Raw genomic sequence first — 19,664 nt, 5'->3', positions numbered from 1 at the left:
TGATGCTGACAGCAGGATTAACTTTCTGATAGATGGGTTATGGTTGGTCCGGGCGCATGGTCTTGATGTTTATTGGGGTTTTTCATGAATGATCTTATCTCGCGGATCGATGACGTCCAGAACCATCTTGGGGATGAGGTACCTTGAAAAATGGATACAGAAGAAAGAGCACTCGCATTGGAGCAATAGCAGCATGTATCTTCCTCTTGGCTGGAATGATTTCCTATGCGGGCGCAGCTCCTATCCCTATAGAGTATTATTACCTGGACGGCTGCACCGCCTGTGATCAGGTTAAACCTTTGATCGCAGAGGTTGAGAGCGATCTCGGCGATTCCATCTCTCTCGAATACGTCGATGTGGGTACAACTGAGGGTTTGGACCGGTGGCAGCAGCATGGATTTCACGAGATCCCAGCCGTGGTCGTGAACAGCACCATCAAGATCCCCGGAGGTGAGATAACCGAAGAGAATGTCAGGGCGGCGATCGAACAGTCTCGTGCTGGCGCTGAGCCGCAGGAGAATCCGCCACCGATCAACTGGAATATTCCACTTGCTTATTCTCTGGGCCTTTTCTCTGGTTTCTCGCCCTGCTTGATGGCGGTGCTGGGCTTTATTCTGGCGTATGTCACGGGATCGGGCGGAGGCCTCCGGAGTGGTCTCCTGAACTCACTGATCTTCGGCCTGGGACTGGTTTTCGCATATATCGTCATGGGGTGTTGCGTCCTGCTGGCGGGGCTCTCGTTCGGCGGGCTCGGCCCGTACCTCGCCGTCGCGGCGGGATTGATCACGATCTTCACCGGCGTGAGCTTGCTTGGGGTGGTAAAGCTCCCGGATGCCACAGACGGGTTTCTTCAGTCCTCTCTGCGGAAGTATTCGACCACGCTGGCCGGGTTATTCTTCCTGGGCATGCTGTTCTCGATCGTCAAGGCGCCGTGCGCCGCCCCGATGATTCTCATCCTGCTGAGCAGAATCCTGATCGACGGCACGGTGCAGGATCTCTCGCTCCTCCTGGTCTTTGGGGCCGGGGTGCTCACACCGTTTCTCGGCGTCGGGACCCTTGGGGGCTACGGTTCGTCGAGCAGGATCCGGGAATATCGGGATCTCATCCGGGGCATCAGCGGGATCATCCTGATCGGGTTCGGAGCCTGTCTGCTCCTCTGAATGTTGAGAGGGTTTGGGACGAATGAGGAAACGTGTGATTTCGGCTGATCGGGCTACCTCATCGTGGGAGTGAGTATTTGCCTTAATGGGGAGTTGAACGGAGTATTCACTCAGGGTTTACTTTGAATGGAAGGCAATGTGTGAATGTTTTACGGTAGGGGGCCCAGTGATTACCTCCTGTGGTCTTGTTCTCGCGATACTCCCTATATTCTGTTTCATTGGCCCGGTTTTTCTGGTCGTCCGGCGCTTATATCACCGTTTGTACCGTTGTTAGTCTATTATTCGCTCGGGGGCTGGCTACCCTCCCGTGTGTAGAGAAGATGTAGGTCAAACGGGGATACATGTGATCCTGGTTGGTCCGGAAACTTCCTCGTTGACGCAGGTATGCGCCTCGAAGAGATAAGATCGAACGTGGTATCCGTCCAGAGTTTCCTTGTGTGGGGGTGTAAGAATGCCTCGCAACTGGACATTTGATGTTCATCTGGTTGCCTCGGGCTCCATTCTCTGGGATTTAGCAGATATCTCCTGATTTCTACTGGACAAACGGATGTCCTCCTTCTCTTGCCGGAAGTTGACAGGTTGCCTGTATATAAAACGTGTAAAGAAATAGGACAGAATATTTATGCAGAGTGTCTTCGAAGTCTCTACCGGTGGATTTTGATGAAATTCAACCGTTTTATCGGACTCCTGGTCGTCTTCGTTATTGTCATACCGATAGTTTCGGCCAGCAGCATCGGAAGTGGGAATAGTGAGACCGTGTTGGACCTCCCGCAGGCAGACGGGTCTGCAACTCGTGCAGCGTACACGATCACATCGGGAGAGACGCACTATCATGGATTTTACGTGTCACCTGGTACGTCCTCGATACCTATCGATCTGAACTGGTTTACAGGTGCTTATTCCCTGAAATTAGGTATTATCAGGCCAGATGGGAGCCTATACGGTTATTACCACGATGATGATGGCGATGATAACCTGAAGGGGCGGATCTATCTTACGATAAACAACCCTACATCCGGGTCCTGGACATTTACTGTTTATGGTGAGGACGTTACTGGAACTTGGCCATATGATTTTAGCGTGGGCTAAAGAAAAGGAAACATTTTTATTTTCACTGGGCATATGAAACGCTATGGCGTCATGGTCGTTGACTGCCAGAATTGCTCTGTTTGTCTTCTGTCTCCTGCTGTTACCATCTGTTGGGTGCGCGATCTCTGTCCAGCCGACATCGGGAATACATCCGGAGCGGATTTTTTTAGATCCGACTCCATTATACGTCTGGAACGTTCCCCTGAACACCGTTATCCTCGGTCTTCTAGCCATAACCGTTCCGACCACGCTTTTCGTTCTGATACAAATCTTGTTCTCGCTGTCTGCGTGGCTTCAGCTTGGCCATAAAAGGGTCACAGATGGGAATATCCTGGACAACGAAAATCGAAATGCAGTGTATACGTGTATCTGGAAGAATCCGGGAACTAGCATGCGGAACCTCTCCCAAATGCTGGGAATGAATATCGGGACCCTCCGGTATCATGTGGGGGTACTGTACAGGATGGGAAAGGTCACTGCTGAGCAGAACAGCGGGGGAATGAGGTACTACGTCGGTGTGGGCACCTGTTCCGACCTGGAGAAGATATTGGCCGGATGCCTCAACGTGCATCCGAAGATCCGAATAATAAATCTTGTTCTGCAGCACCCGGGAATTGTGAGGAAAGATATCGCGTCCAGGCTCATCTTGTCGGGCCCGAACGTCACCTGGCATATGAGATCGTTAACCCGGGAAGGCATCGTCAAAAGCGAGAAGGATGGGCGGAATGTGCGGTACTATCTCCGCCCGGATGTGAAGGAGTATATAAAGGCACACAAGTCGTGGCATCTCGTGAGCGGTGGGAAAGGTGTTTCAGGTACTGGGACCTGATGCCGGCTTGAGACTCTGATTTCATCCTCCAGCATTTTTTCCGGTTTATCCTGCGGGCGTACCCATATATGCGTCTGCGATCAGGCAGTATCTCCGCATCACGCATAGACAACAGTATCGGCAAGGGCAATATCTTGTTCCGTGAAGAGAATGAGACAGTCCGGCACGCCTCCCGCGGCTGAACTTCCTTCCGGTTGCAGAACTTCCGGGGCGATCTCGATCGCGTACCAGCAGGCACCGTCCGGGAACGTTGCCTCCTTCAAGGGACGGAGCGAGCCTTCCGAGAGGATGTAAAGGTCGCCGTGGGTTTCGTTATATTCCCTCTTGATCTCGTACTTGAGCGTTTGAAGCGTTATATTGCGATCCCCCCGGGTGAGGTCGGCAAAATCGATCAGGGTCGCTTCACGGAAGATGGCGAGGGGGTGCGCTCCCTGCAGGGGGAACTCGAGTACCTGGTCTTTGTAGAGGACGTTGCCACCTGGATAAACATATACCTTGTAAAAATGCTGCTCTCCGTCCACGTCCCCGGTGTAGTACGTCTGAGTGCACTGTACCACCCCGTCCTTATCGACGAACTGGTTCAGCTGAATGAGTATGGCCGACTCGTTCGCGAACCCATGTTCACGTACCAGGGCATCCCAGAGGTGCACGAGATCGGGCTGACGCTCCCCGGGGTCGATTCTCATCTCTCTCGTAGTAATCACGGGCATTTCAGGCGTGTAGAAGTAGTGCACGAAGACGAGGCAGATGAGGATTATCCAGACGATGAGCGGGATCTTTTTCATTCTTGGGCTCCCGGACCAGGATGCGCAGTCTCGATGGTTAATGGTACCGTCGTCACGGATGATAGGGCTTATGTAATTGTCTCTTAGTCTTCTGTAGTGTGAACGATCCCTTAATTTTGATAATACTTTCCGGACGCGTAAAGGGATATGACAGAAGGCATATATCTCCAGCCGGCCACGTCGTTACATGGAACGCAACCACATCGCCGTGTTGCTCGTCGGCATCGCGGCCGGCCTGTACGCAGCCCTCACCTACCAGTGGGTTCTGGGGTTCATCATCGTTGCACTGGTGGCGCTGATCCTGGTCGCGAGCGACGTCGCAGGGCGGACCGGGGCGTAGCCTGCGGTGACCGCCACCGGCATGGAAGATTTATCCCCCTCGCCCCCCTCCCCCGCCCATGCGCATCACCCGGGCGGCCCTCCTTCTTGCCGCTCTCGTCCTCTTCCTCGCCGCCTGTCTGGTGGTCCGGTTCGACGATCCGGCGGTCCCGCCCGCCGTCCCGGTCGTCTTCCTGGTCGCCCTCGCCCTCCCCTCCTACATCGCCCTCGTCCGCTGGCTCGGCCCCGCCCGCGGCATCGCCCTCCTCCTCCTCCTCCTGAGCATCCTCCCGCTCGCCGTCGAGGCGTATGCCGTCGCGACCGGCGTCCCGTATGGCAGGTTCACCTATTCGGCCGACCTTGGCTACCGGGTCTTCGGCCTCGTCCCCTGGACGGTCGCGTTTGCTTATCTCCCGATGCTCCTCGGCGCCGTCACCCTCGCCGCAGCCGCCGCCGGGACTGCGTGGTGGCGGCTGGTCCCGGCCGGGGTTCTCGTCCTCCTCTTCGTCGACCTCGTCGTCGACCCGGCGGCCGTCCACGCCGGCCTCTGGGTCTGGACCGGCGGCGGCGCCTACTACGGCGTGCCGGTCTCGAACTTCGTGGGCTGGGCCCTGACCGGAGCGGTCTATATTGCCCTCTTCCGGCTCATCGCGGGCGCTCGATCGATCCCCGGCACGGTGGCGGCGAGTCTCCTTCTCATCCTCGCGTTCTGGACCGGCTACCTCACGCGGAACGGTCTTGTGATACCGGCCCTCCTCGGGGCGGCGCTTGCCCTTGCAACACTTCCGATCATCGTTGAAGACGACACTTCACGGTGAGCGCCGCATCGGCGGTGCGCCTTCCCCGATACCAAAGTTTATATTCGATATGACTCTTCCTGCACCAGTTTTCTGTTCCGGTGGGGGAGGTTATGCGGGCTGTCATCGTTGGAGCAGGGTTCGGAGGTCTCTCCGTCGCGGCTCTTCTTGCAAAAGGCGGCTTTGACGTCGCGGTGATCGAGAAGAACGAGCAGTCCGGGGGCCGTGCGAGCGTTCACCGCGACGGAGGGTTTACGTTCGATATGGGGCCGTCGTGGTATCTGATGCCCGACGTCTACGACCGGTTCTTCGCGGAGTTCGGGAGAAGCCCGAAAGACTACTTCCCACTCGCGAGACTCGACCCCTCCTACCGGGTCTTCTTCGCTGACGATCAAGTCGCGGACATCTCGGCCGACCTCGAGAAAAACTACGCTCTCTTCGAGTCGTTTGAGCCGGACGGGGCCGAGAAACTCCGGAGTTACCTCGCCGGCTCGGAGGAGACCTACGAGATCACCATGAGCGACCTCCTCTACCGGGACTACCGGAGCATCTTCGACTTCTTCGACCGGCGGCTCCTTGCCGGGGGGAGGAAACTCCATCCCTTCGAGAACCTGGAGTCCTTCGTAAAAAAACGCTTCTCAAGCGACGAGGCCCGAAAAGTCGTGCAGTACTCCATCGGCTTCCTCGGCGGCTCGCCGCGAAACACCCCCTCGTTCTACCACATCATGACGCATATCGACATGAACATGGGGGTGTGGTACCCGGAAGGGGGCATGCGGGCGGTCGTCGAGGCCCTCGTCTCGCTCGGGCGGGAGTTCGGGGTCGAGTACCGCTACAACGAACCGGCGACCGCCATCGACGTCGAGGGCGGGACCGCCCGCCGGGTCGTCACCCCCCTCGGGGCGCACGAGACCGATGTCGTCGTCGTCAACGCGGACTACCCGTTTGCCGAGATGCACCTCCTCCCCGACGGCTCGCGGTCGTACCCAGCCTCCTACTGGGCAAAAAAGGTTCTCGCCCCGTCCACGTTCGTCGCCTATCTCGGCGTCGACCGGGTGGTCGAGGGGCTTGCCCACCACAACATCTTCCTCGAGCGGGACTGGGAGGAGGGGTTTGAGACGATCTTCGATCCTAAAAAAGCCGCCTGGCCGACAGGCCCCTCGTTCTACGTCAACGTCCCCTCGCGGACCGATCCGACCGCCGCCCCGGAGGGCTGTGATACCCTCTTCGTCCTCGCACCCCTCGCCCCCGGCATCGAGGATACCCCGGAACTCCGCGAGCGGTTCTATGACCACCTCATGAGCCGGATGGAGGAGATCCTCGGCGAGAGTATCCGTGACTCGGTCGTGACCCGGCGGATCTTCGCGCTCTCGGACTTCTCGAACCGCTACAACGCCTACCGGGGCACGGCGCTCGGCCTCTCCCACACCCTCCGCCAGACGGCGCTCTGGCGGCCGGCGCACCGGAGCCGCCGGGTTCCGAACCTCTACTACGCCGGCCAGTACACCCACCCGGGGATCGGGGTGCCGATGACCCTGATATCCTCCCAGATCGTCGCCCGTGAGTTGATTGACCGTTGCCGGCGGTGAGGTGCGCCCCGTGATCGACGAGACCATCTACGATATCTTCAGGCGGGGGAGCAAGACCTACTTCTACTCGACCCTCTTCTTCCCGCCGCGGGTGCGAAAGGACGTCTTCTCGCTCTACAGTTTCGTCCGTGTCGCCGACGATTACGTGGACGCGGTGCCGCAGGAGGTCGATGAGTTCTACGCCTTCACCGGCCGCTACGCCGCTGCCGCGGCCGGGGAGGCGACGGGGGACGTGGTGATCGACTCGTTCGTCGAACTTGCGGGGCGGAAAGACTTTGATCCGGCGTGGACGGTGGCGTTCCTCTCCTCGATGGAGAGCGACATCACCGTCACCTCCTACCGGACGATCCGGGACCTCGAGGGTTACCTCTACGGCTCGTCCGAGGTGGTCGGGCTGATGATGGCCCGGCTCCTCGATCTCCCCCCGGAGTCATACGTTGCAGCCCAGAACCTCGGCCGGGCGATGCAGTACGTCAACTTCATCCGCGACATCGCGGAAGACCTCGCCCTCGGCCGGACCTACTTTCCCGCCGAAGAGATCGAGGCGTTCGGGCTCGACGACCTCTCGGCGGCAACCGCCGCCCGGCACCCCCGGGGGTTTGCGGCGTTTCTCCGGTTCCAGCTTCGGCGGTACCGGGAGTGGCAGGAGCAGGCGGAGACCGGGTTCCGGTACATCCCCCGGCGCTACCGGATCCCGATCCGGACGGCGTCGGACATGTACCGCTGGACGGCCCAAACGATAGAACACGATCCGGCCGTCGTCTACCGGGGGAAGGTGAAGCCCTCGGTGGGACGGATCGTCTCCAGGGCCGCCGCAAACACCTTAAAGGCGTGACCCCCCGTGGCTCCCCGGCTCCTCTCGCTTGCCTGGCGGGTCTCCCGGTTCCGGTTCTGGATCTACACCGGTGGGACCTACGTGGTGGGCTACGCCCTCGGGATGAACTCCTGGACGGCCTTCTTTGACCCCGCCTACGCCCTCTTCCTCGTCTACTTCTTCTTACCGGCAAACCTCTTCATCTACGGGGTGAACGACTGGTGGGACCAGGATACCGACCGGTTCAATCCCAAGAAGGATGTGAAGGAGTACCGCATCAGCGATGCGGACGGCCGCGACCTGCTCCTCCTCATCGGCCTTGCGGCTGCCGTCAGCCTCGCGCTCATCTTTGCGCTCGACACCGTCGGGCAGGCGCTTCTCTTCTTGTTCCTCCTCCTCTCCTACTTCTACAGCGCCCCGCCGCTCCGGTTCAAGGAGGTCCCGGTCCTCGACTTCTCCTCGAACATGCTCTACGTGGTCCCGGGGATCCTCGGCTACTACCTCGCGGGCGGCGCCCTCCCGCCGCCGGCTCTCGTCATCGCCGGCTACCTCCACATCGCCGCGATGCACCTCTTCTCCGCGATCCCCGATATCGGATGGGATGCGGCCGCGGGAATGACGACGACGGCCGTCGTCCTCGGGAGACGGCGCTCACTCCTCCTCTGCCTCGTCTTCTGGTCGGGGCTTGCCGCCCTCGTCATCTGGCTTGCCGGTCTTCACCCCTTAAGCCTGCTCGTCCTGATTTACCCGGCCGTCCCCCTCGCCCTCCTCCTCCGGGAAGGCCTCTCGATCGACCGGGTCTACTGGTACCTCCCATATGTCAACACCGGCCTCGGGGGGCTGGTCTTTCTTCTTGCGACCCTGCGGACGGTGGTGTGATAGGGAGGATGGCCTTTCGCACTATTCCCGGCTCCGGCTTGCAGACACCACAATGACGCCTGGAATCGATAAGGGATGCTTGATGCGTAGACGCGCGCCACAGAAAAGGTTTATAACCGAACGTCGATATCTCACCCGTAGGTACCGGTATCCGGGCATGCACGGTCCATCCCTGGGTTCGACTCCCGAAGCGAGGCCTGTATGAAGGTTGACTTTGTTTTCAAGGCGTTCACTGCCATTTTTGCTATGATTGTCGTGCTGTTCCTCCTTTCCGCGTTTACCGAGACCGTTCTGCCGGGCAACTTCTACCGGATCTCGATCACCAATCTACCCGATCCTGCCACGAACGGCACCGCCACGATCATGGTCCCTATCCCGGCGAACGCAACGGGTGAACCGGTGATCCCGGAGGAGACGTTCTCCGGCGCTCGGGTTACCGCGTGGCAGGCGGCGGTTCGGGAGACACCCTACGGGAAGATGCTCGCGTTCACGGCGACGGGAGAGTGCGCGCCTGATATATCCGTATCGTGTGAGGTGATGCAGACTGAAGACGAACTGCAACGCTTGCCCCGGCACCAGCGGCCTACCAACCTGACCGCATGGGAGATGAAGAGAGAACCGCGGCTGCTCGTGCCCGTGCTCGAAACCCCCGGTGATGTCGGCGTCGCTGAGTTCATCCGGGTTTCGAGCGGGACCTACACCACGGTCGTATTCCTCGACGGCTTCGTTCCGCCGCCGGAGGAAGCAGCCCCGGTCACGTTCAGCCTCGAGTACCGGGGAGTGGGGGGCACGAAACGCTTGATGAGAGAGAATACCTGGATGACAACGGTGGGTACGGCCGTTATGAGCACAGAGTCGGGCTTCATTCCGGTTCCGGCCGACTACCTGGTTATCGCAGGGGGTATTGACTTCCCATGAGAATCGGCGCTATAAACCTCTACGGGATTACGGTGACGGCTCTTGCCGCTGTTGGGGGGTTCTTGACGACCTGTTACGGACACCCGTTGCCGTGTTCGTCTGCAGGGAAGAGAAGATCTCTGATACAGGGTAAGCGTGGTCTATGGAGGATGATTCGACGAAGAGAAGATCGGTAACATGGCTCTTCCTCTCTCTTTCGGCAGCGCTGCTCGCGGCCCTGCTCCTCCTCCACGCACCGGGTGCGGGCGCTGTGCATGACCCGGTAGAGATGCCCGCCCCGACAAAAGAGCCCGGGAGGGCCGGGAACCTGACCATCATCCTGGTGACCAGGGATTCGAAACTTCCGCAGGCCGTCCCGATCCCCTCGTCGTGGAGGGATATCGAACCGGAGAAATGTGAACCGAGCGAGGAGGATTGGGCTTTTATCAGGGATGCCGCCACGAATCTCTCAGAGGAAGAGAAGACCCGGTTTGTTACGGAGGTCAGAGAGATCTACGCCGGAGTGTCAACGCTTTCGCAAGGAGAGCAGGACGACCTGGAGAGGAGACTCGGGTACTACCTGATTAAGGCAACCGAGAGAGCCGGGACAGCCCCATAACCGCTGAGGAACCCGGCCTGGCGGGGTCCTGCCGCCCTGGCAGGAAACCCCTTCCATGGGGGTTCACTGGACCCGGGTAACCTTTGTCGGATAGGCCAGTTTATAGTCGACCTCCCGATCGTCGATATATGTTCTCTGGTTGATGTAGCCCTTGACGTAGGGCCTGACCCTGGCATCGAACCTGATCACGTCCCCTTCCTGCAGATCCCCGAGGCTCTCGAACCCCTTCGTGTAGTTGAACCAGAGGTGGTCGGTGATCGGATTTCCATCGATGTCCTGGACATCGACAAGCAGCACCGTCACGTCGTACGCGACCCACTCATTCCCGACCTTCTTTGGCCTATAACGGTCCTTCTTCCCGAATCGTGCAAACGCCCCGGTGAATGTCCTTCGTTTTCCATCGATCTGCTGTAGTCCCGGCCTCATGCCTCACCACTCCCGGTCAGACCCCATAGTCGGCGACGATTATGTCGTTACATGCTCAATCAGAGCGGCCTAACATAACGTTTGCGGAGGCGGGGTGAAAGTGTGTTCTCTTGTGTCCCTATCATAGCCAGGGCCGCTAATAGTTTCACGTACCCCGGGTTACCCCACGCAAAAGTGGACGAAGACCGGGTGACCGGCGATTCGCCTTGCGCACCAAAGCACACTCTTAAAGATGCCCCGACACCACCCTACAGCAGCACCGTCGTCATCAGCGGAATCGTAACAAGCGACCCGATCGTTGAGACGAAGACGATCTGCGACGCGAGTCGGGCGTCGGCGCCGTACTGCTCCGCGAAGATGGCGGTGTTTGCGGCGGCGGGCATCGCGGCCATCGTGATCATGACGCCGTTGACGAGGGGGTCAGAGAAGACCGGGGAGAAGAGGTAGCAGTAGGCCACCGGGACCGCGAGGAGGAGGACGGCGCTCGTCGCCCAGATCCGCCAGTCCCCGACCATCTCCCGCGCCGGGAACGTCGCGAGCATCGCCCCGACGATGATCATCGCAAGCGGCGTCGTCACCCCCCCGAGGAGGTCGATCGAGTCGATGAAGGGGGAGGGGATCTCCACCGAGCCGAGGAAGAGGGCGAGCCCGACGACGGAGGCCGCGATACCGGGGTTTGCAAGCAGTCTCGGGTCAAATCCCCCCTCGCGCTCCTCGGTCAGCATCGCGATCCCGACCGAGAAGACCAGGACGTTGAAGACGAGGTTGAAGATCGCGACGTAGAAGAGCGACTCCTCTCCGAAGAGCGTCAGGGCGACCGGGAACCCCATGAACCCGACGTTCCCGAAGACGATCGCGAACTGGAGCACCCCCTCCTCCGCGGCCGGGACCCGCATGGCCTTCGAGACTGCCCAGGCGAGGGCGAACGAAAAGACGTAGAGCATCCCGGTCGCGAGGATCAGGGTCTCTGCGCCGACGAGGCGCTCAGGGGTGAAGGGGACCTGCATCGAGGCGACGATCAGCGCCGGGATGGTGATGTTGATGAGGAGCCCCGAGAGCCCCCGGGTGGCCCGGGGGTCGACGATCTTTGTCGAAACAGCGACGTAGCCCGCGGCGATCAGGAGGACCAGGATGAAGATCTGGTCCGCGACTATCAGGAAATCCGTGACCATACCGTTCATGAATGGGGGCGCTCCCTCGTGACCCATCAAGGTGGGTTCTGATGACTCTTTACGGTTCTGCCGTGGGGGAGGTATTTCTGTCGGTAGGGATCTATCTTGCCGTATGCCGGAAAAACCGTTCTACCTCGCCGTCTCGGCGCTCATCCGGGACGGCGCAGGGAGGGTCCTCCTCCTGAAACGCGCTGCTGACGACCCCATCAACCCGGGGAAGTGGGACCTCCCCGGAGGGACGCTCGACCCCGGGGAGACCTTCGACCGTGCCCTCCGGCGGGAGGCCCGGGAAGAGACCGGGATGCGGGTCACCCTCCGGCACGTCGCGGGCGCCGGGGAACTCGACCTCCCGACGAAGAGGATCGCCTACCTGGTCATGGCCTGCGATGCCGACAGGACCGAGGTCAGCCTCAGCCCGGAGCACGAGGACTACACCTGGGTCGAGCCTGAGGAGGCGGCGGCAATGGACCTTGCGGAACAGTTTCGGGGGTTGTTTGGTGGCGGCGGGTGAGCGGGGGGAAACCCGGCAGTTACCCCCGGCATGGGAAGCTATCCCTCCGGCACCGCACCGCAAGGTACCAGAGCGCGATCGTCACGCCAAGGAGCGCCTCGCCCGCGTAGAGGAGAAGGAGTTCCCGGACGGCGCTTCCCCCCTGGACGGCGAAACCGCGGAGGAACGAGGCGACGAGAAGCGCCCCGGCTGTCATGGCAACGAGGGACGTGCTGAGGAGGAAGATGATCCGGTGGTCCTTTCCGGGATGAAGGACCCGTCGGGCTCTCTTCGTCAGGGTGTAGTCCCGCCATTTCCGGGCGTTCTCGTGCGTCACCAGGTCCGCGTCGGCGAGAACGGCAAGGTGCTCATGGATGGTCGACCTGGCAAGATCGAGCCCATCGGCGAGCTCACTCACCGTCATGGGCCGGGAATCAAGCGCTTTGAGGATGGCGACCCGGGTGTCGGAGGCGAGAGCGGTGATGTCGTCCCGGTCGAGCGTGACGTCTTCCATAGTCTGACCTGAAACAATCAGGTACTCTTCTGCCGGGAGAGAAAAGCGTTCCGGAACCGCCCCGGGTTTCGGAAAAGGGGTGTGCCGCATCTCCCTCAGCTCGCCCGGAAGGTCGGCGGCGGGACTGGTTCCGGTGCATCTCTCCCCGCTACGACGAACGATGCCGGTGCACGGGGAAGGCGGGTCCTGTTGTAGCCGGGGTCGATCCCGCCCTCGCCGGCGGGGATGGGACCGGACTCGACGACGCTCACCCGCCGGAGGTCGAAGGTGACCGGCGTGCCGTTCGGGGTCGTGATGGTGCAGGGGGCGGCGAGATCGACCGTCAGAATAAGGCTCTCCTCCTGCCCGGGTCTTGGAAGGTCCGCCGTCACCCGCACCTCCCGCCACTCGCCGGCGGCGAGGTTATCGATGGGCAGCGTCGTCGCGATGCCGGGGAGGATATCCCCCGTCGGGAACCCGGTGGTGGCGTTCAGGCCCGTGATCTCCGTCGCCACGGCAAGGTCGGCACGGGCGCAGTCTTCGCCCGCAAGGTTCCGTATGAAGAAGTCGAGGCTGATTTTGTCGCCCTCGATTGCGATATCAGGGGTGTACCGGATATCCTCCGGGCGGGTCGGATCAAGGCTGTAGCGTTCGCCGAGGTTGATTGCCCGGTTGTAGGCAGTAACGTTCCGCAGGTGCCAGGTCTCGTTCGCTCCGTCGTAGACGATGACCGGGCTTTCGTAGGAGCCGGGGTACTCGAACCCCGGCCCGAACGGCAGTATCCAGTTCACCCGCTTGAGCGGTTCCTGCACGTGTCCCTGCTCCGGGGGAAAGGCCGCAAGTATGGCGAGGTTCGCCGCGGCAAGAACGAGAACGGCGCAAAGGCCAATCCATACCCACATCCTCGAGTGCATTGTTACCACTTAGGAAAAGAAGTGATTTAGAGGTATGGGCTTACCATCAGCACTTCTCCTGCTCGTGCATCGATGACGACGAGCCCTCCCTGGAGGACGTCACCCTCCGGCTCGCCTTTCATCGTCACCACCCACGTCAGCGTCTGTGCGTCCGGCCGGGTGTACTCGACGGAGAGGTCGGCCGTCGCACCGGTCACCCGGATTCCCGGGAACTCCCCGGCCGCGACCTTCAGCGCCTCGTCCCGGGAGAGTGCCGGCTCAAGCGGGCATTTGATCTCCCGCCGGATCCCGATGTACGAGACGATCTCGCCGGTACCGGGGTTGACGTTTACGACAACCGTGTTCGGCGTGAGGACACCGTTCTTCTCTTCCCTCCAGATGTACAAATATTCGCTGCCTGCATCGCCGTGAGAGACCAGGTTCGACTCGATAAGCCGCATACTCTTCTCCGCAAAACCGCTGTACTTCTCTTCAGCGTAGGCCCTTGCCGCCGCTTCGGCTGCGGCCTGATCCAGCCGGATCTCGTGGGAATCCTTCCGTGCAGAGTCAAACGTGGCGCGCTCAACAGCCCCGGTATGGGCGTTGACGTAAACCTGTCCGCCTCCGATGCCAAAGACGTAGTACTCTCCCTGATTCAGGCGCTCGGTCTTCTGGTACTGGACGGTTGCATCGGGTGCATTAAGAAAGTCCTGTGCTTTTTCTTTCGCAGTATCCACTCCGATCGGAGCGTTGATGCCAGCCGCTGCCGCGACCGAGACCGCGATAATGAGGCAGAGCGTTGCAAGGATGTATATCCGTTTCATAGTTGAACCACCATTATTAGTTTATTAGTAGATTCCGTAGCGGGCGGGAGTGAGATAACTGTTGTAATTGCCGGAGATCTCGTAGGTGTCCACTCCCCAGTAGCCGATTGGCCAGTGCCAGTAGCAGTCGTCCTTTGCGTTGCTTGCGGCGCTTGCAACGGTCTCCCCGTTTCGCACCCGATCCCAGAAGTTCCCTGACCAGCACTTTCCGTTTTCGACCTCGACCTCGCCGTCGAACCCCAGGCAGATGTCTGCTCCTTTGTTCATGGTCTGCTGGAGGAGATCCCCGTTGTACTGGTTGTCGTGCGACGAATAGCAGGCGAGGTAAACCGCGAGCAGGACATCCCTGATATCGGTCCCGTAATCAGTTATGTAGTACTGGTCGTTTCCCGGGTAGTGACCGCCGGTGTCGGCAAGTATCCAGGATTCCGAGGAGAACTTTATTCCACCGCCTTTATGCGAGTCGTCGTAGTAGAGGCCGTGGCCATTGAAGAAGAATATAGCATCCGACCTGAACGTACTGTAGGCCGTCGATGCGTGTGCATTCATGGACGACGAGCTGGAGTAGCCCATCGCAGCCTGATCCACCTGTGCGTCGTAGGCCGTCGGCGTCGTATCCGAACAGTCATAGTTGTGCGCAGGTGGTGCGGCGCTGACGGCAGCAGGCAGAGCCGCGAGCAGGAAGAGTGCTGCCAGCATGCATAACCATCGTTTCATGAGTACCCCCGAAGGTGCGCCCGGGCATTCTCGCACCCGGAACTAAACCCGAATTCGAGGGGGAATCTTATAAAACCCGATGTCGTCATTCGGTTCTGACCGAACAAACCTTAAACCTTGCGATCCGGTTCCGGATGGTGAGGGCGATCTGATCCCGTGGCGGTGGTGCTGCCGGCGGCGTGCGGCACGGCTCACGGAAAGCCTGGTTTTGCAAATAACTCCCATACGAACCGGTATCGCCCGGAATACACCCCGTTGGGCGAGCAGCCAATCTGCTGATGGTCATCTGCTGATGGTCATCCTATAGAAACATTTTTGTATTGTTCGGAAAAATCCGACGGATTGTTGCGGGTTTTATATGTTCTCATGACGCAGATCCGAATGAGGTGCCGCGTGTGGTGCCCGCCCATCCCTGGAGGTAACAGAATGTATGCATTCCGTGTACTCAAAACGTGTGCCTCTCCTACCTCAGGTGAATGAAAACGGAGGAAAGACACATGAAAGGAAAAATCGGAATGCGGGCATTCTCCATGCTTCTCGCCGTCTGCTGGTGAGCATGGTTGTTGTGGCTGTGGTGAGCGCTCAGGATCCTTCCAGCAGGATCGGATATTAAAGGAGGTCACATGAAATCGAAACATGACAGACGTTTGATCATCGTGGGGGTTCTGGTGTTCATCGGCGTCGTCCTCCTCGTCGCGACGGTTGTGCTCACGTGCACCGCCCTCTTCACCTGGCTCGAAGCAAGCGGTGGATCCCCGAGATTGAACGTCTGGGAGATCAGGGGCGAACTGCCGCCGGAAAATGCATCGATCATCCACCTGACCGAGAAAGACTTCGAGCAGCACCCGGCGCTCGACTCCGCAATCCGGGGCGACAACCGGGGTCCCGGTGCCTGGTATTCGGGAGACACACCGTACGGTGTCCTCGACGAGCGAACGATTGGGAGCGCTCCGGTGACATACCTGGAACGGGAAGTACTTATCGAGTCGTTTGGTCCCAATGTCGAGGCGAGAAACCAGCCGTACATCGAATACGAGGGTGCGTATTACTACTTTCTCATCCTGATCCCCTAGGGTCGGGTCAAAAAAGGTGGCTATCGGAATGGAAGAAGATAAGAATCCGAAATCAAGGAACCAGCTCAAAACGGCAGGAATCGTTCTCGCCTGCGGTCTTGCCGTCGCCGTCGCCGTCGTCCTCGGCTTCATGCTCGCCGACGCCCTCATCGTCTATGCTTACGAGAGTTCAGGCGGGCAGCCGATGCTCTACGTCATGGAGAGAGCGGAGCCGGGAGAGAGCATGGTCGTTCCTCTGACCGGGCAGGACTTTGCCGATCATCCGGCGCTCGATGCGGTCATCCGGGGCGAGGAACGGAACCCGTCGGCATGGGAGTGGGGCTACCGGGACCAGCGCGTCATCGGGGGAACTAAGGTCTCGTACCGGGAGAGCAAGGCGCTCCACGATGCCTACGGTCCCCAGGGGGAGAGGGGGCTGTACCCGCTCATGGAGTACGAGGGTGCGTATTACGTGGTCCTGACGACGTGGCCCTGAAGGGGAGTCCCCGTCGCCCGTCCTCGATATGCATCGCTTCTTTCCACGGGGAAGGCAAGTCGGAGGAAGTGAACTGAACCACAACATCAGTCTGGGCGTCACCGCCTGGCCTCGGGCCACCCTATCCAGCTATTATCCAGCCTTAGAGGCCGACTGCGGGAAAATCCCGGGAGGTATCATCCTCCCCCTCAGCGAAGAAAAGGTTTGGGTTTTTCTGTTCCGAACCGGTTCTCCAGAGATCGGGTGAGTGCATCCTTTCGGGCATATCACCCGGCGGGGAAGGCGGCACACTGCCGTGCGATCGCCCCACAATGAGAAGGTTTAAGATGAATTCGGAAAAAACCGAACGATGGCTGCTGATTTTATATGTTCTAACGACCCAGAATCGGATTGGATGCCGCGTGCGGTGCCCGCTCGTGTGCGGGGCCGCCCACCCCCGGGTCTGACGCCCGGATGACGCACCCCGCAAGCCCGGAGGCAAAGGAAACGTAGGCGTTCTGTGCACTTAAATGTGTGATTCTTCAATGGATTCAAGCGACGATGCCCGGATGACGTTTGATAAGGTAAAGAGCGAGGTGGATGCACAGAGGCCTTTTGTTCTCAGCCTGTGGGGCGGCGGCATGCCTATAGGAGGAGATAGGCCTTATGGTGATCACAGCGTTGCCTGTGTAGGTTATCACGACTATACGGAGGACTGGGTGTCCATACATGACACATGGGATACTCAGATCCATAACGTAGTCTATGGTAACTGGTGGGGTGCCATGGCGACCTGGGTGAGGCCCTGACCCCTCTTTATGGTGGTAGATCCAGATGAAATCCCTGAAAACCGACAGAACCAGCAAATTCGCATTCATTCTCCTCCTGATCGCTATCGGTGCTTTCGGTATCCTCCTGCTCATTGACCTCCTCGCCATCGGTCCCGGGTATCCTCCCCCTGAGGCCCTGCAGAAATGGTATATCCCGCAGCCCCGGTATGAGTATGCGGAGAACGGCTCTGTCGCCGTAAATAGAACGATCGATGGGAATGTTGTCCTGCTCGGCGATATCGAAGACGGGTGCCCATCCTTGTTCCCGGTCCTCTCACGGCACTGCAGCTATGCAATGTATGTCGACACCGTGTCGGGTGATCGGTATCTGGTCGTCAACTGGTACTTCGATGACAAGGCAGACCTCTTACAGGCTGAGATGGTCCTCTGCAGCCACCTCCGAGCATCTGGGAATGTCTCTTCCGCTGAGCTATTCCTCTCCAAAGAACCTGATTTATCACAGGGGGAACCGATCTTTAGTCCCGTTGCCGTAACAAAATTCGATAACGAAACGTCTCTTGGTTATTTCACCGTTGTTGAGAAGCCGCTGTCCCCGGAACACGACGATTACTTCGTTGTTTACTATGGGGTGGTCGGGCCGGCCATTCTCCCTGATCACACTGCTACCCTGGAGTATCTTATGCTCCGGAGTTATTCGCTTCATGGTGCAAGGCCGCTCGCACCCTGCTCGGCACAGGAAGCGGCAACAGGGTCTACGCATTCCGTGTGCAAAGGCACGCCCCTCCCGCCCCGGGCAGCGGAATCTCCCGGGATAGTAAATAGATGGTCTTAAAATGTCACTAAAGATTGGTGTACTCGTCTGTCTCGCTCTCGCGATCATAGCCGGGTGCGTATGGGTTCTTGGTCCGGGCCAGGTCCCGGAAAGCTCTCTTCCCGCCGGGGTGGGCGCAGGCGAAACTATGTTCTCTCTCACCGCTGAGTTTCCGGAGGTGCGGGACTCGTATACACTCTACCGGGTAGTCCCTGCCGCCGTCACGGAAGAGCAGGTCCGGGAGGTTGCAGGAAGGTTCGGGCTCTCGGGGGAACCAGGGGCAATGAACAAAAGGACCGGCGAGTTCCTTCTCATCGACGCCTCGAAGGATCCGGAGGAGCAGGTATCGGTGTATGCACATTCCGGCGCCGTGGCCTACCACATCCCTGACCTGGAACTGCCGACCGAAGTGACCGACCAGCCTGACCTTCCCTCGGACGCGGAGGCGGAGAAGATTGCTCTCGCATTCCTGGAGAAGACCGGCATGCAGTCGCCGGACGCCCGGGTCGTGAAGATCGAGGTGAACCAGATGCAGGAGATCTGGGAAGCAGGTGCCACCGAACCGAAGGTGTCGTACGACGTCACCAAGGCAGTCAGGTTCGGTCGGTCGCTCGACGGGTTGCCGGTCTATGGTGACGAATTTGCGGTGATTCTGGGCGACGGCGGGGGGGTCGCCGGGCTCGTGAAGACCTGGCGAGAGGTGGAGCCGGACGGGAACGTCAGCCTCCGATCCCCCGAGGAGGCGTATGAGGACCTTCGTGCAACACGGACTGTCCGCCCTCACACGGGGCAAGAGTACGACCAGATCACGATCGAGAATGTTGCGATTGGTTACTGGATGGAGCCGAGGGGCTTTGTGCAGGACCTTATTCGGCCGGTTTATGCGTTTTCCGGAACTGCGCTCCGGGACGGCGTTCCGGAACCGTATGTCGAATATGTCTTTGCTGATGAGGGGAAGCAGTGAGATCTACCCTTCTTCCCCGGTTTTTGGATGCCCATAGGAGAGATCTGCCCGCAGATGCGCCCTCCGGAGCACCGGCATGACCGAATTCGGCTTTGCTCAGGCGGTTCTCATGACCCTGGAGACTGTAGTTTCCCTGGGTCCGGTCTATCTCTTCCTTCTCGGCACGTTTGCCGTTGTTTTCTTTCTCTGGTACACTTGGCCCCGCCTCACCGGCCGGGACCGGGGGCAGGTCACGACAAAGGAGTATATCCTGATCGCCTTCAGTACCGTTCTCCTCTCCATGGCGATCCTGCTCCGCTGGCTCAGCCTCTCCCTGTGGGGGATCTCTACCCTTGCGGCCCTCTTTATCGCCGCTCTCCTCGTCTGGTTCTTTCGCCCGTTCTTCGCCCGGGGAAACATCCCGGTGCGGGAATATGCCTGGCTCGCCGTGGTCGTCTTCTGCCTGCCGCTACTGATTCTATTCTGGTTCGGCACCGTCTCCCTCGTTCTGCTCCAGGTGCATGGCTCGTTCTTCCCGACTATCGAGGCCTGGGCGTATGTGCTCGGGCTCGACGCCCTACTCCCGGTCCTCGGGATTCTCGTTCCACTCCGGCAGATCGGAGGTGCTCGAAAGCGGCGGCAGGGTGCGTGACGATCCGTCCCGGCATATCGTTGATGGGTCACCACGGGAGATCCCTGCAGACAAAGCGGTGTTCTTTCTGGATCTCGAGGATGATCGTCTGGAGACCATGATCATCGCGCGACTGGGAGACAATAGTGGAGTCTGAGAACTACGTGTGA

At 59.6% G+C, this 19,664-nt stretch carries 24 protein-coding genes; 17 read left to right on the top strand and 7 right to left on the bottom strand.

What is annotated here, in order from left to right; genetic code table 11:
- The first annotated feature begins 143 nt into the window (after positions 1–143).
- The 3 genes from PLN84_RS06975 to PLN84_RS06965 all read left to right on the top strand — a co-directional run bounded on the left by PLN84_RS06975 (position 144) and on the right by PLN84_RS06965 (position 3,078).
- Positions 144–1,160 (top strand): cytochrome c biogenesis protein, encoded by a 1,017-nt coding sequence (locus tag PLN84_RS06975; RefSeq protein ID WP_348531981.1) that lies wholly within the window; start codon positions 144–146, stop codon positions 1,158–1,160.
- A 660-nt stretch (positions 1,161–1,820) separates the two neighbouring features.
- On the top strand, positions 1,821–2,249 hold the full coding sequence (locus PLN84_RS06970; protein WP_292383305.1) for a hypothetical protein: 429 nt from the start codon (positions 1,821–1,823) through the stop codon (positions 2,247–2,249).
- Positions 2,250–2,292: 43 nt separating this feature from the next.
- Complete coding sequence (locus PLN84_RS06965) at positions 2,293–3,078, top strand: winged helix-turn-helix transcriptional regulator (protein ID WP_299953494.1); 786 nt, start codon at positions 2,293–2,295, stop codon at positions 3,076–3,078.
- Positions 3,079–3,176: 98 nt separating this feature from the next.
- Here the strand turns inward: PLN84_RS06965 and PLN84_RS06960 are convergent, their stop codons facing one another.
- A complete protein-coding gene (locus PLN84_RS06960) occupies positions 3,177–3,863 on the bottom strand; it encodes a hypothetical protein (protein WP_292383302.1) in 687 nt (228 codons plus the stop codon).
- A 187-nt stretch (positions 3,864–4,050) separates the two neighbouring features.
- Between PLN84_RS06960 and PLN84_RS06955 the strand changes: the two genes are divergently transcribed.
- The 7 genes from PLN84_RS06955 (at position 4,051) to PLN84_RS06925 (ending at position 9,776) form a co-directional block, all read left to right on the top strand.
- The gene (locus PLN84_RS06955; RefSeq protein WP_292383300.1) at positions 4,051–4,203 is read left to right on the top strand and encodes a hypothetical protein; all 153 of its coding nucleotides are present in this window, start codon (positions 4,051–4,053) and stop codon (positions 4,201–4,203) included.
- A 58-nt stretch (positions 4,204–4,261) separates the two neighbouring features.
- Positions 4,262–4,999, top strand: coding sequence for a carotenoid biosynthesis protein (locus PLN84_RS06950; RefSeq protein ID WP_292383298.1), 738 nt, complete (start codon positions 4,262–4,264; stop codon positions 4,997–4,999).
- A 92-nt stretch (positions 5,000–5,091) separates the two neighbouring features.
- Positions 5,092–6,567, top strand: a complete 1,476-nt coding sequence (gene crtI / locus PLN84_RS06945) for a phytoene desaturase family protein (RefSeq protein WP_292383296.1) — start codon at positions 5,092–5,094, stop codon at positions 6,565–6,567.
- 10 nt (positions 6,568–6,577) lie between these two features.
- Positions 6,578–7,402, top strand: a complete 825-nt coding sequence (locus PLN84_RS06940; protein ID WP_292383294.1) for a phytoene/squalene synthase family protein — start codon at positions 6,578–6,580, stop codon at positions 7,400–7,402.
- A 6-nt stretch (positions 7,403–7,408) separates the two neighbouring features.
- On the top strand, positions 7,409–8,260 hold the full coding sequence (locus PLN84_RS06935; RefSeq protein ID WP_292383293.1) for a prenyltransferase: 852 nt from the start codon (positions 7,409–7,411) through the stop codon (positions 8,258–8,260).
- A 246-nt stretch (positions 8,261–8,506) separates the two neighbouring features.
- Positions 8,507–9,178 (top strand): hypothetical protein, encoded by a 672-nt coding sequence (locus PLN84_RS06930; RefSeq protein ID WP_299953488.1) that lies wholly within the window; start codon positions 8,507–8,509, stop codon positions 9,176–9,178.
- A gap of 142 nt (positions 9,179–9,320) precedes the next feature.
- Complete coding sequence (locus PLN84_RS06925; protein ID WP_292383289.1) at positions 9,321–9,776, top strand: hypothetical protein; 456 nt, start codon at positions 9,321–9,323, stop codon at positions 9,774–9,776.
- A gap of 63 nt (positions 9,777–9,839) precedes the next feature.
- Here the strand turns inward: PLN84_RS06925 and PLN84_RS06920 are convergent, their stop codons facing one another.
- Entirely contained in the window at positions 9,840–10,202 is a 363-nt protein-coding gene (locus tag PLN84_RS06920; RefSeq protein WP_292383288.1) for a hypothetical protein, read from the bottom strand.
- A 248-nt stretch (positions 10,203–10,450) separates the two neighbouring features.
- Entirely contained in the window at positions 10,451–11,383 is a 933-nt protein-coding gene (locus PLN84_RS06915; protein ID WP_348531980.1) for an AEC family transporter, read from the bottom strand.
- 103 nt (positions 11,384–11,486) lie between these two features.
- On the opposite strand from PLN84_RS06915, the gene PLN84_RS06910 reads away from it, so the two are divergent.
- The gene (locus tag PLN84_RS06910) at positions 11,487–11,885 is read left to right on the top strand and encodes an NUDIX domain-containing protein (protein WP_300195539.1); all 399 of its coding nucleotides are present in this window, start codon (positions 11,487–11,489) and stop codon (positions 11,883–11,885) included.
- 19 nt (positions 11,886–11,904) lie between these two features.
- Here PLN84_RS06910 and PLN84_RS06905 read toward each other — a convergent pair whose 3' ends face one another.
- From PLN84_RS06905 to PLN84_RS06890, 4 genes are all read right to left on the bottom strand, one after another.
- Positions 11,905–12,378, bottom strand: coding sequence for a winged helix-turn-helix domain-containing protein (locus PLN84_RS06905; RefSeq protein ID WP_348531979.1), 474 nt, complete (start codon positions 12,376–12,378; stop codon positions 11,905–11,907).
- Positions 12,379–12,473: 95 nt separating this feature from the next.
- Positions 12,474–13,271: a hypothetical protein gene (locus PLN84_RS06900; RefSeq protein ID WP_292383281.1), complete on the bottom strand. Its 798-nt coding sequence runs from the start codon at positions 13,269–13,271 to the stop codon at positions 12,474–12,476.
- Between the two features lie 26 nt (positions 13,272–13,297).
- Entirely contained in the window at positions 13,298–14,074 is a 777-nt protein-coding gene (locus PLN84_RS06895; protein ID WP_348531978.1) for a PepSY domain-containing protein, read from the bottom strand.
- A 24-nt stretch (positions 14,075–14,098) separates the two neighbouring features.
- Positions 14,099–14,791 (bottom strand): hypothetical protein, encoded by a 693-nt coding sequence (locus PLN84_RS06890; RefSeq protein WP_348531977.1) that lies wholly within the window; start codon positions 14,789–14,791, stop codon positions 14,099–14,101.
- A 623-nt stretch (positions 14,792–15,414) separates the two neighbouring features.
- Between PLN84_RS06890 and PLN84_RS06885 the strand changes: the two genes are divergently transcribed.
- The 6 genes from PLN84_RS06885 to PLN84_RS06860 all read left to right on the top strand — a co-directional run bounded on the left by PLN84_RS06885 (position 15,415) and on the right by PLN84_RS06860 (position 19,515).
- Positions 15,415–15,864, top strand: a complete 450-nt coding sequence (locus tag PLN84_RS06885) for a hypothetical protein (RefSeq protein WP_292383275.1) — start codon at positions 15,415–15,417, stop codon at positions 15,862–15,864.
- Positions 15,865–15,892: 28 nt separating this feature from the next.
- Complete coding sequence (locus PLN84_RS06880) at positions 15,893–16,339, top strand: hypothetical protein (RefSeq protein WP_292383273.1); 447 nt, start codon at positions 15,893–15,895, stop codon at positions 16,337–16,339.
- 524 nt (positions 16,340–16,863) lie between these two features.
- Positions 16,864–17,127, top strand: a complete 264-nt coding sequence (locus tag PLN84_RS06875; RefSeq protein ID WP_292383272.1) for a C39 family peptidase — start codon at positions 16,864–16,866, stop codon at positions 17,125–17,127.
- 25 nt (positions 17,128–17,152) lie between these two features.
- Entirely contained in the window at positions 17,153–17,941 is a 789-nt protein-coding gene (locus tag PLN84_RS06870; RefSeq protein WP_292383270.1) for a hypothetical protein, read from the top strand.
- Positions 17,942–18,098: 157 nt separating this feature from the next.
- Positions 18,099–18,884, top strand: a complete 786-nt coding sequence (locus PLN84_RS06865) for a calcium-dependent protein kinase (RefSeq protein ID WP_299952909.1) — start codon at positions 18,099–18,101, stop codon at positions 18,882–18,884.
- 76 nt (positions 18,885–18,960) lie between these two features.
- A complete protein-coding gene (locus PLN84_RS06860; RefSeq protein WP_292383267.1) occupies positions 18,961–19,515 on the top strand; it encodes a hypothetical protein in 555 nt (184 codons plus the stop codon).
- Positions 19,516–19,664: the final 149 nt, after the last annotated feature.

This window comes from Methanoculleus sp., from assembly GCF_035363275.1.
GTDB lineage: Archaea > Halobacteriota > Methanomicrobia > Methanomicrobiales > Methanoculleaceae > Methanoculleus.
Note: the sequence above shows the minus strand (reverse complement) of the source record. Positions and strands in the feature narration are given on the sequence as shown.

What these genes read in the sequence shown, in the direction of transcription:
- PLN84_RS06970 (WP_292383305.1), top strand. Translation starts at nt 1,821, where the DNA reads ATGAAATTCAACCGTTTTATCGGACTCCTGGTCGTCTTCGTTATTGTC.
- PLN84_RS06965 (WP_299953494.1), top strand. Translation starts at nt 2,293, where the DNA reads ATGGCGTCATGGTCGTTGACTGCCAGAATTGCTCTGTTTGTCTTCTGT.
- PLN84_RS06960 (WP_292383302.1), bottom strand. Translation starts at nt 3,863, where the DNA reads ATGAAAAAGATCCCGCTCATCGTCTGGATAATCCTCATCTGCCTCGTC.
- PLN84_RS06955 (WP_292383300.1), top strand. Translation starts at nt 4,051, where the DNA reads ATGGAACGCAACCACATCGCCGTGTTGCTCGTCGGCATCGCGGCCGGC.
- PLN84_RS06950 (WP_292383298.1), top strand. Translation starts at nt 4,262, where the DNA reads ATGCGCATCACCCGGGCGGCCCTCCTTCTTGCCGCTCTCGTCCTCTTC.
- crtI (WP_292383296.1), top strand. Translation starts at nt 5,092, where the DNA reads ATGCGGGCTGTCATCGTTGGAGCAGGGTTCGGAGGTCTCTCCGTCGCG.
- PLN84_RS06930 (WP_299953488.1), top strand. Translation starts at nt 8,507, where the DNA reads ATGATTGTCGTGCTGTTCCTCCTTTCCGCGTTTACCGAGACCGTTCTG.
- PLN84_RS06925 (WP_292383289.1), top strand. Translation starts at nt 9,321, where the DNA reads ATGGAGGATGATTCGACGAAGAGAAGATCGGTAACATGGCTCTTCCTC.
- PLN84_RS06920 (WP_292383288.1), bottom strand. Translation starts at nt 10,202, where the DNA reads ATGAGGCCGGGACTACAGCAGATCGATGGAAAACGAAGGACATTCACC.
- PLN84_RS06915 (WP_348531980.1), bottom strand. Translation starts at nt 11,383, where the DNA reads ATGAACGGTATGGTCACGGATTTCCTGATAGTCGCGGACCAGATCTTC.
- PLN84_RS06910 (WP_300195539.1), top strand. Translation starts at nt 11,487, where the DNA reads ATGCCGGAAAAACCGTTCTACCTCGCCGTCTCGGCGCTCATCCGGGAC.
- PLN84_RS06905 (WP_348531979.1), bottom strand. Translation starts at nt 12,378, where the DNA reads ATGGAAGACGTCACGCTCGACCGGGACGACATCACCGCTCTCGCCTCC.
- PLN84_RS06900 (WP_292383281.1), bottom strand. Translation starts at nt 13,271, where the DNA reads ATGCACTCGAGGATGTGGGTATGGATTGGCCTTTGCGCCGTTCTCGTT.
- PLN84_RS06895 (WP_348531978.1), bottom strand. Translation starts at nt 14,074, where the DNA reads ATGAAACGGATATACATCCTTGCAACGCTCTGCCTCATTATCGCGGTC.
- PLN84_RS06890 (WP_348531977.1), bottom strand. Translation starts at nt 14,791, where the DNA reads ATGAAACGATGGTTATGCATGCTGGCAGCACTCTTCCTGCTCGCGGCT.
- PLN84_RS06885 (WP_292383275.1), top strand. Translation starts at nt 15,415, where the DNA reads ATGAAATCGAAACATGACAGACGTTTGATCATCGTGGGGGTTCTGGTG.
- PLN84_RS06880 (WP_292383273.1), top strand. Translation starts at nt 15,893, where the DNA reads ATGGAAGAAGATAAGAATCCGAAATCAAGGAACCAGCTCAAAACGGCA.
- PLN84_RS06875 (WP_292383272.1), top strand. Translation starts at nt 16,864, where the DNA reads ATGGATTCAAGCGACGATGCCCGGATGACGTTTGATAAGGTAAAGAGC.
- PLN84_RS06870 (WP_292383270.1), top strand. Translation starts at nt 17,153, where the DNA reads ATGAAATCCCTGAAAACCGACAGAACCAGCAAATTCGCATTCATTCTC.
- PLN84_RS06860 (WP_292383267.1), top strand. Translation starts at nt 18,961, where the DNA reads ATGACCGAATTCGGCTTTGCTCAGGCGGTTCTCATGACCCTGGAGACT.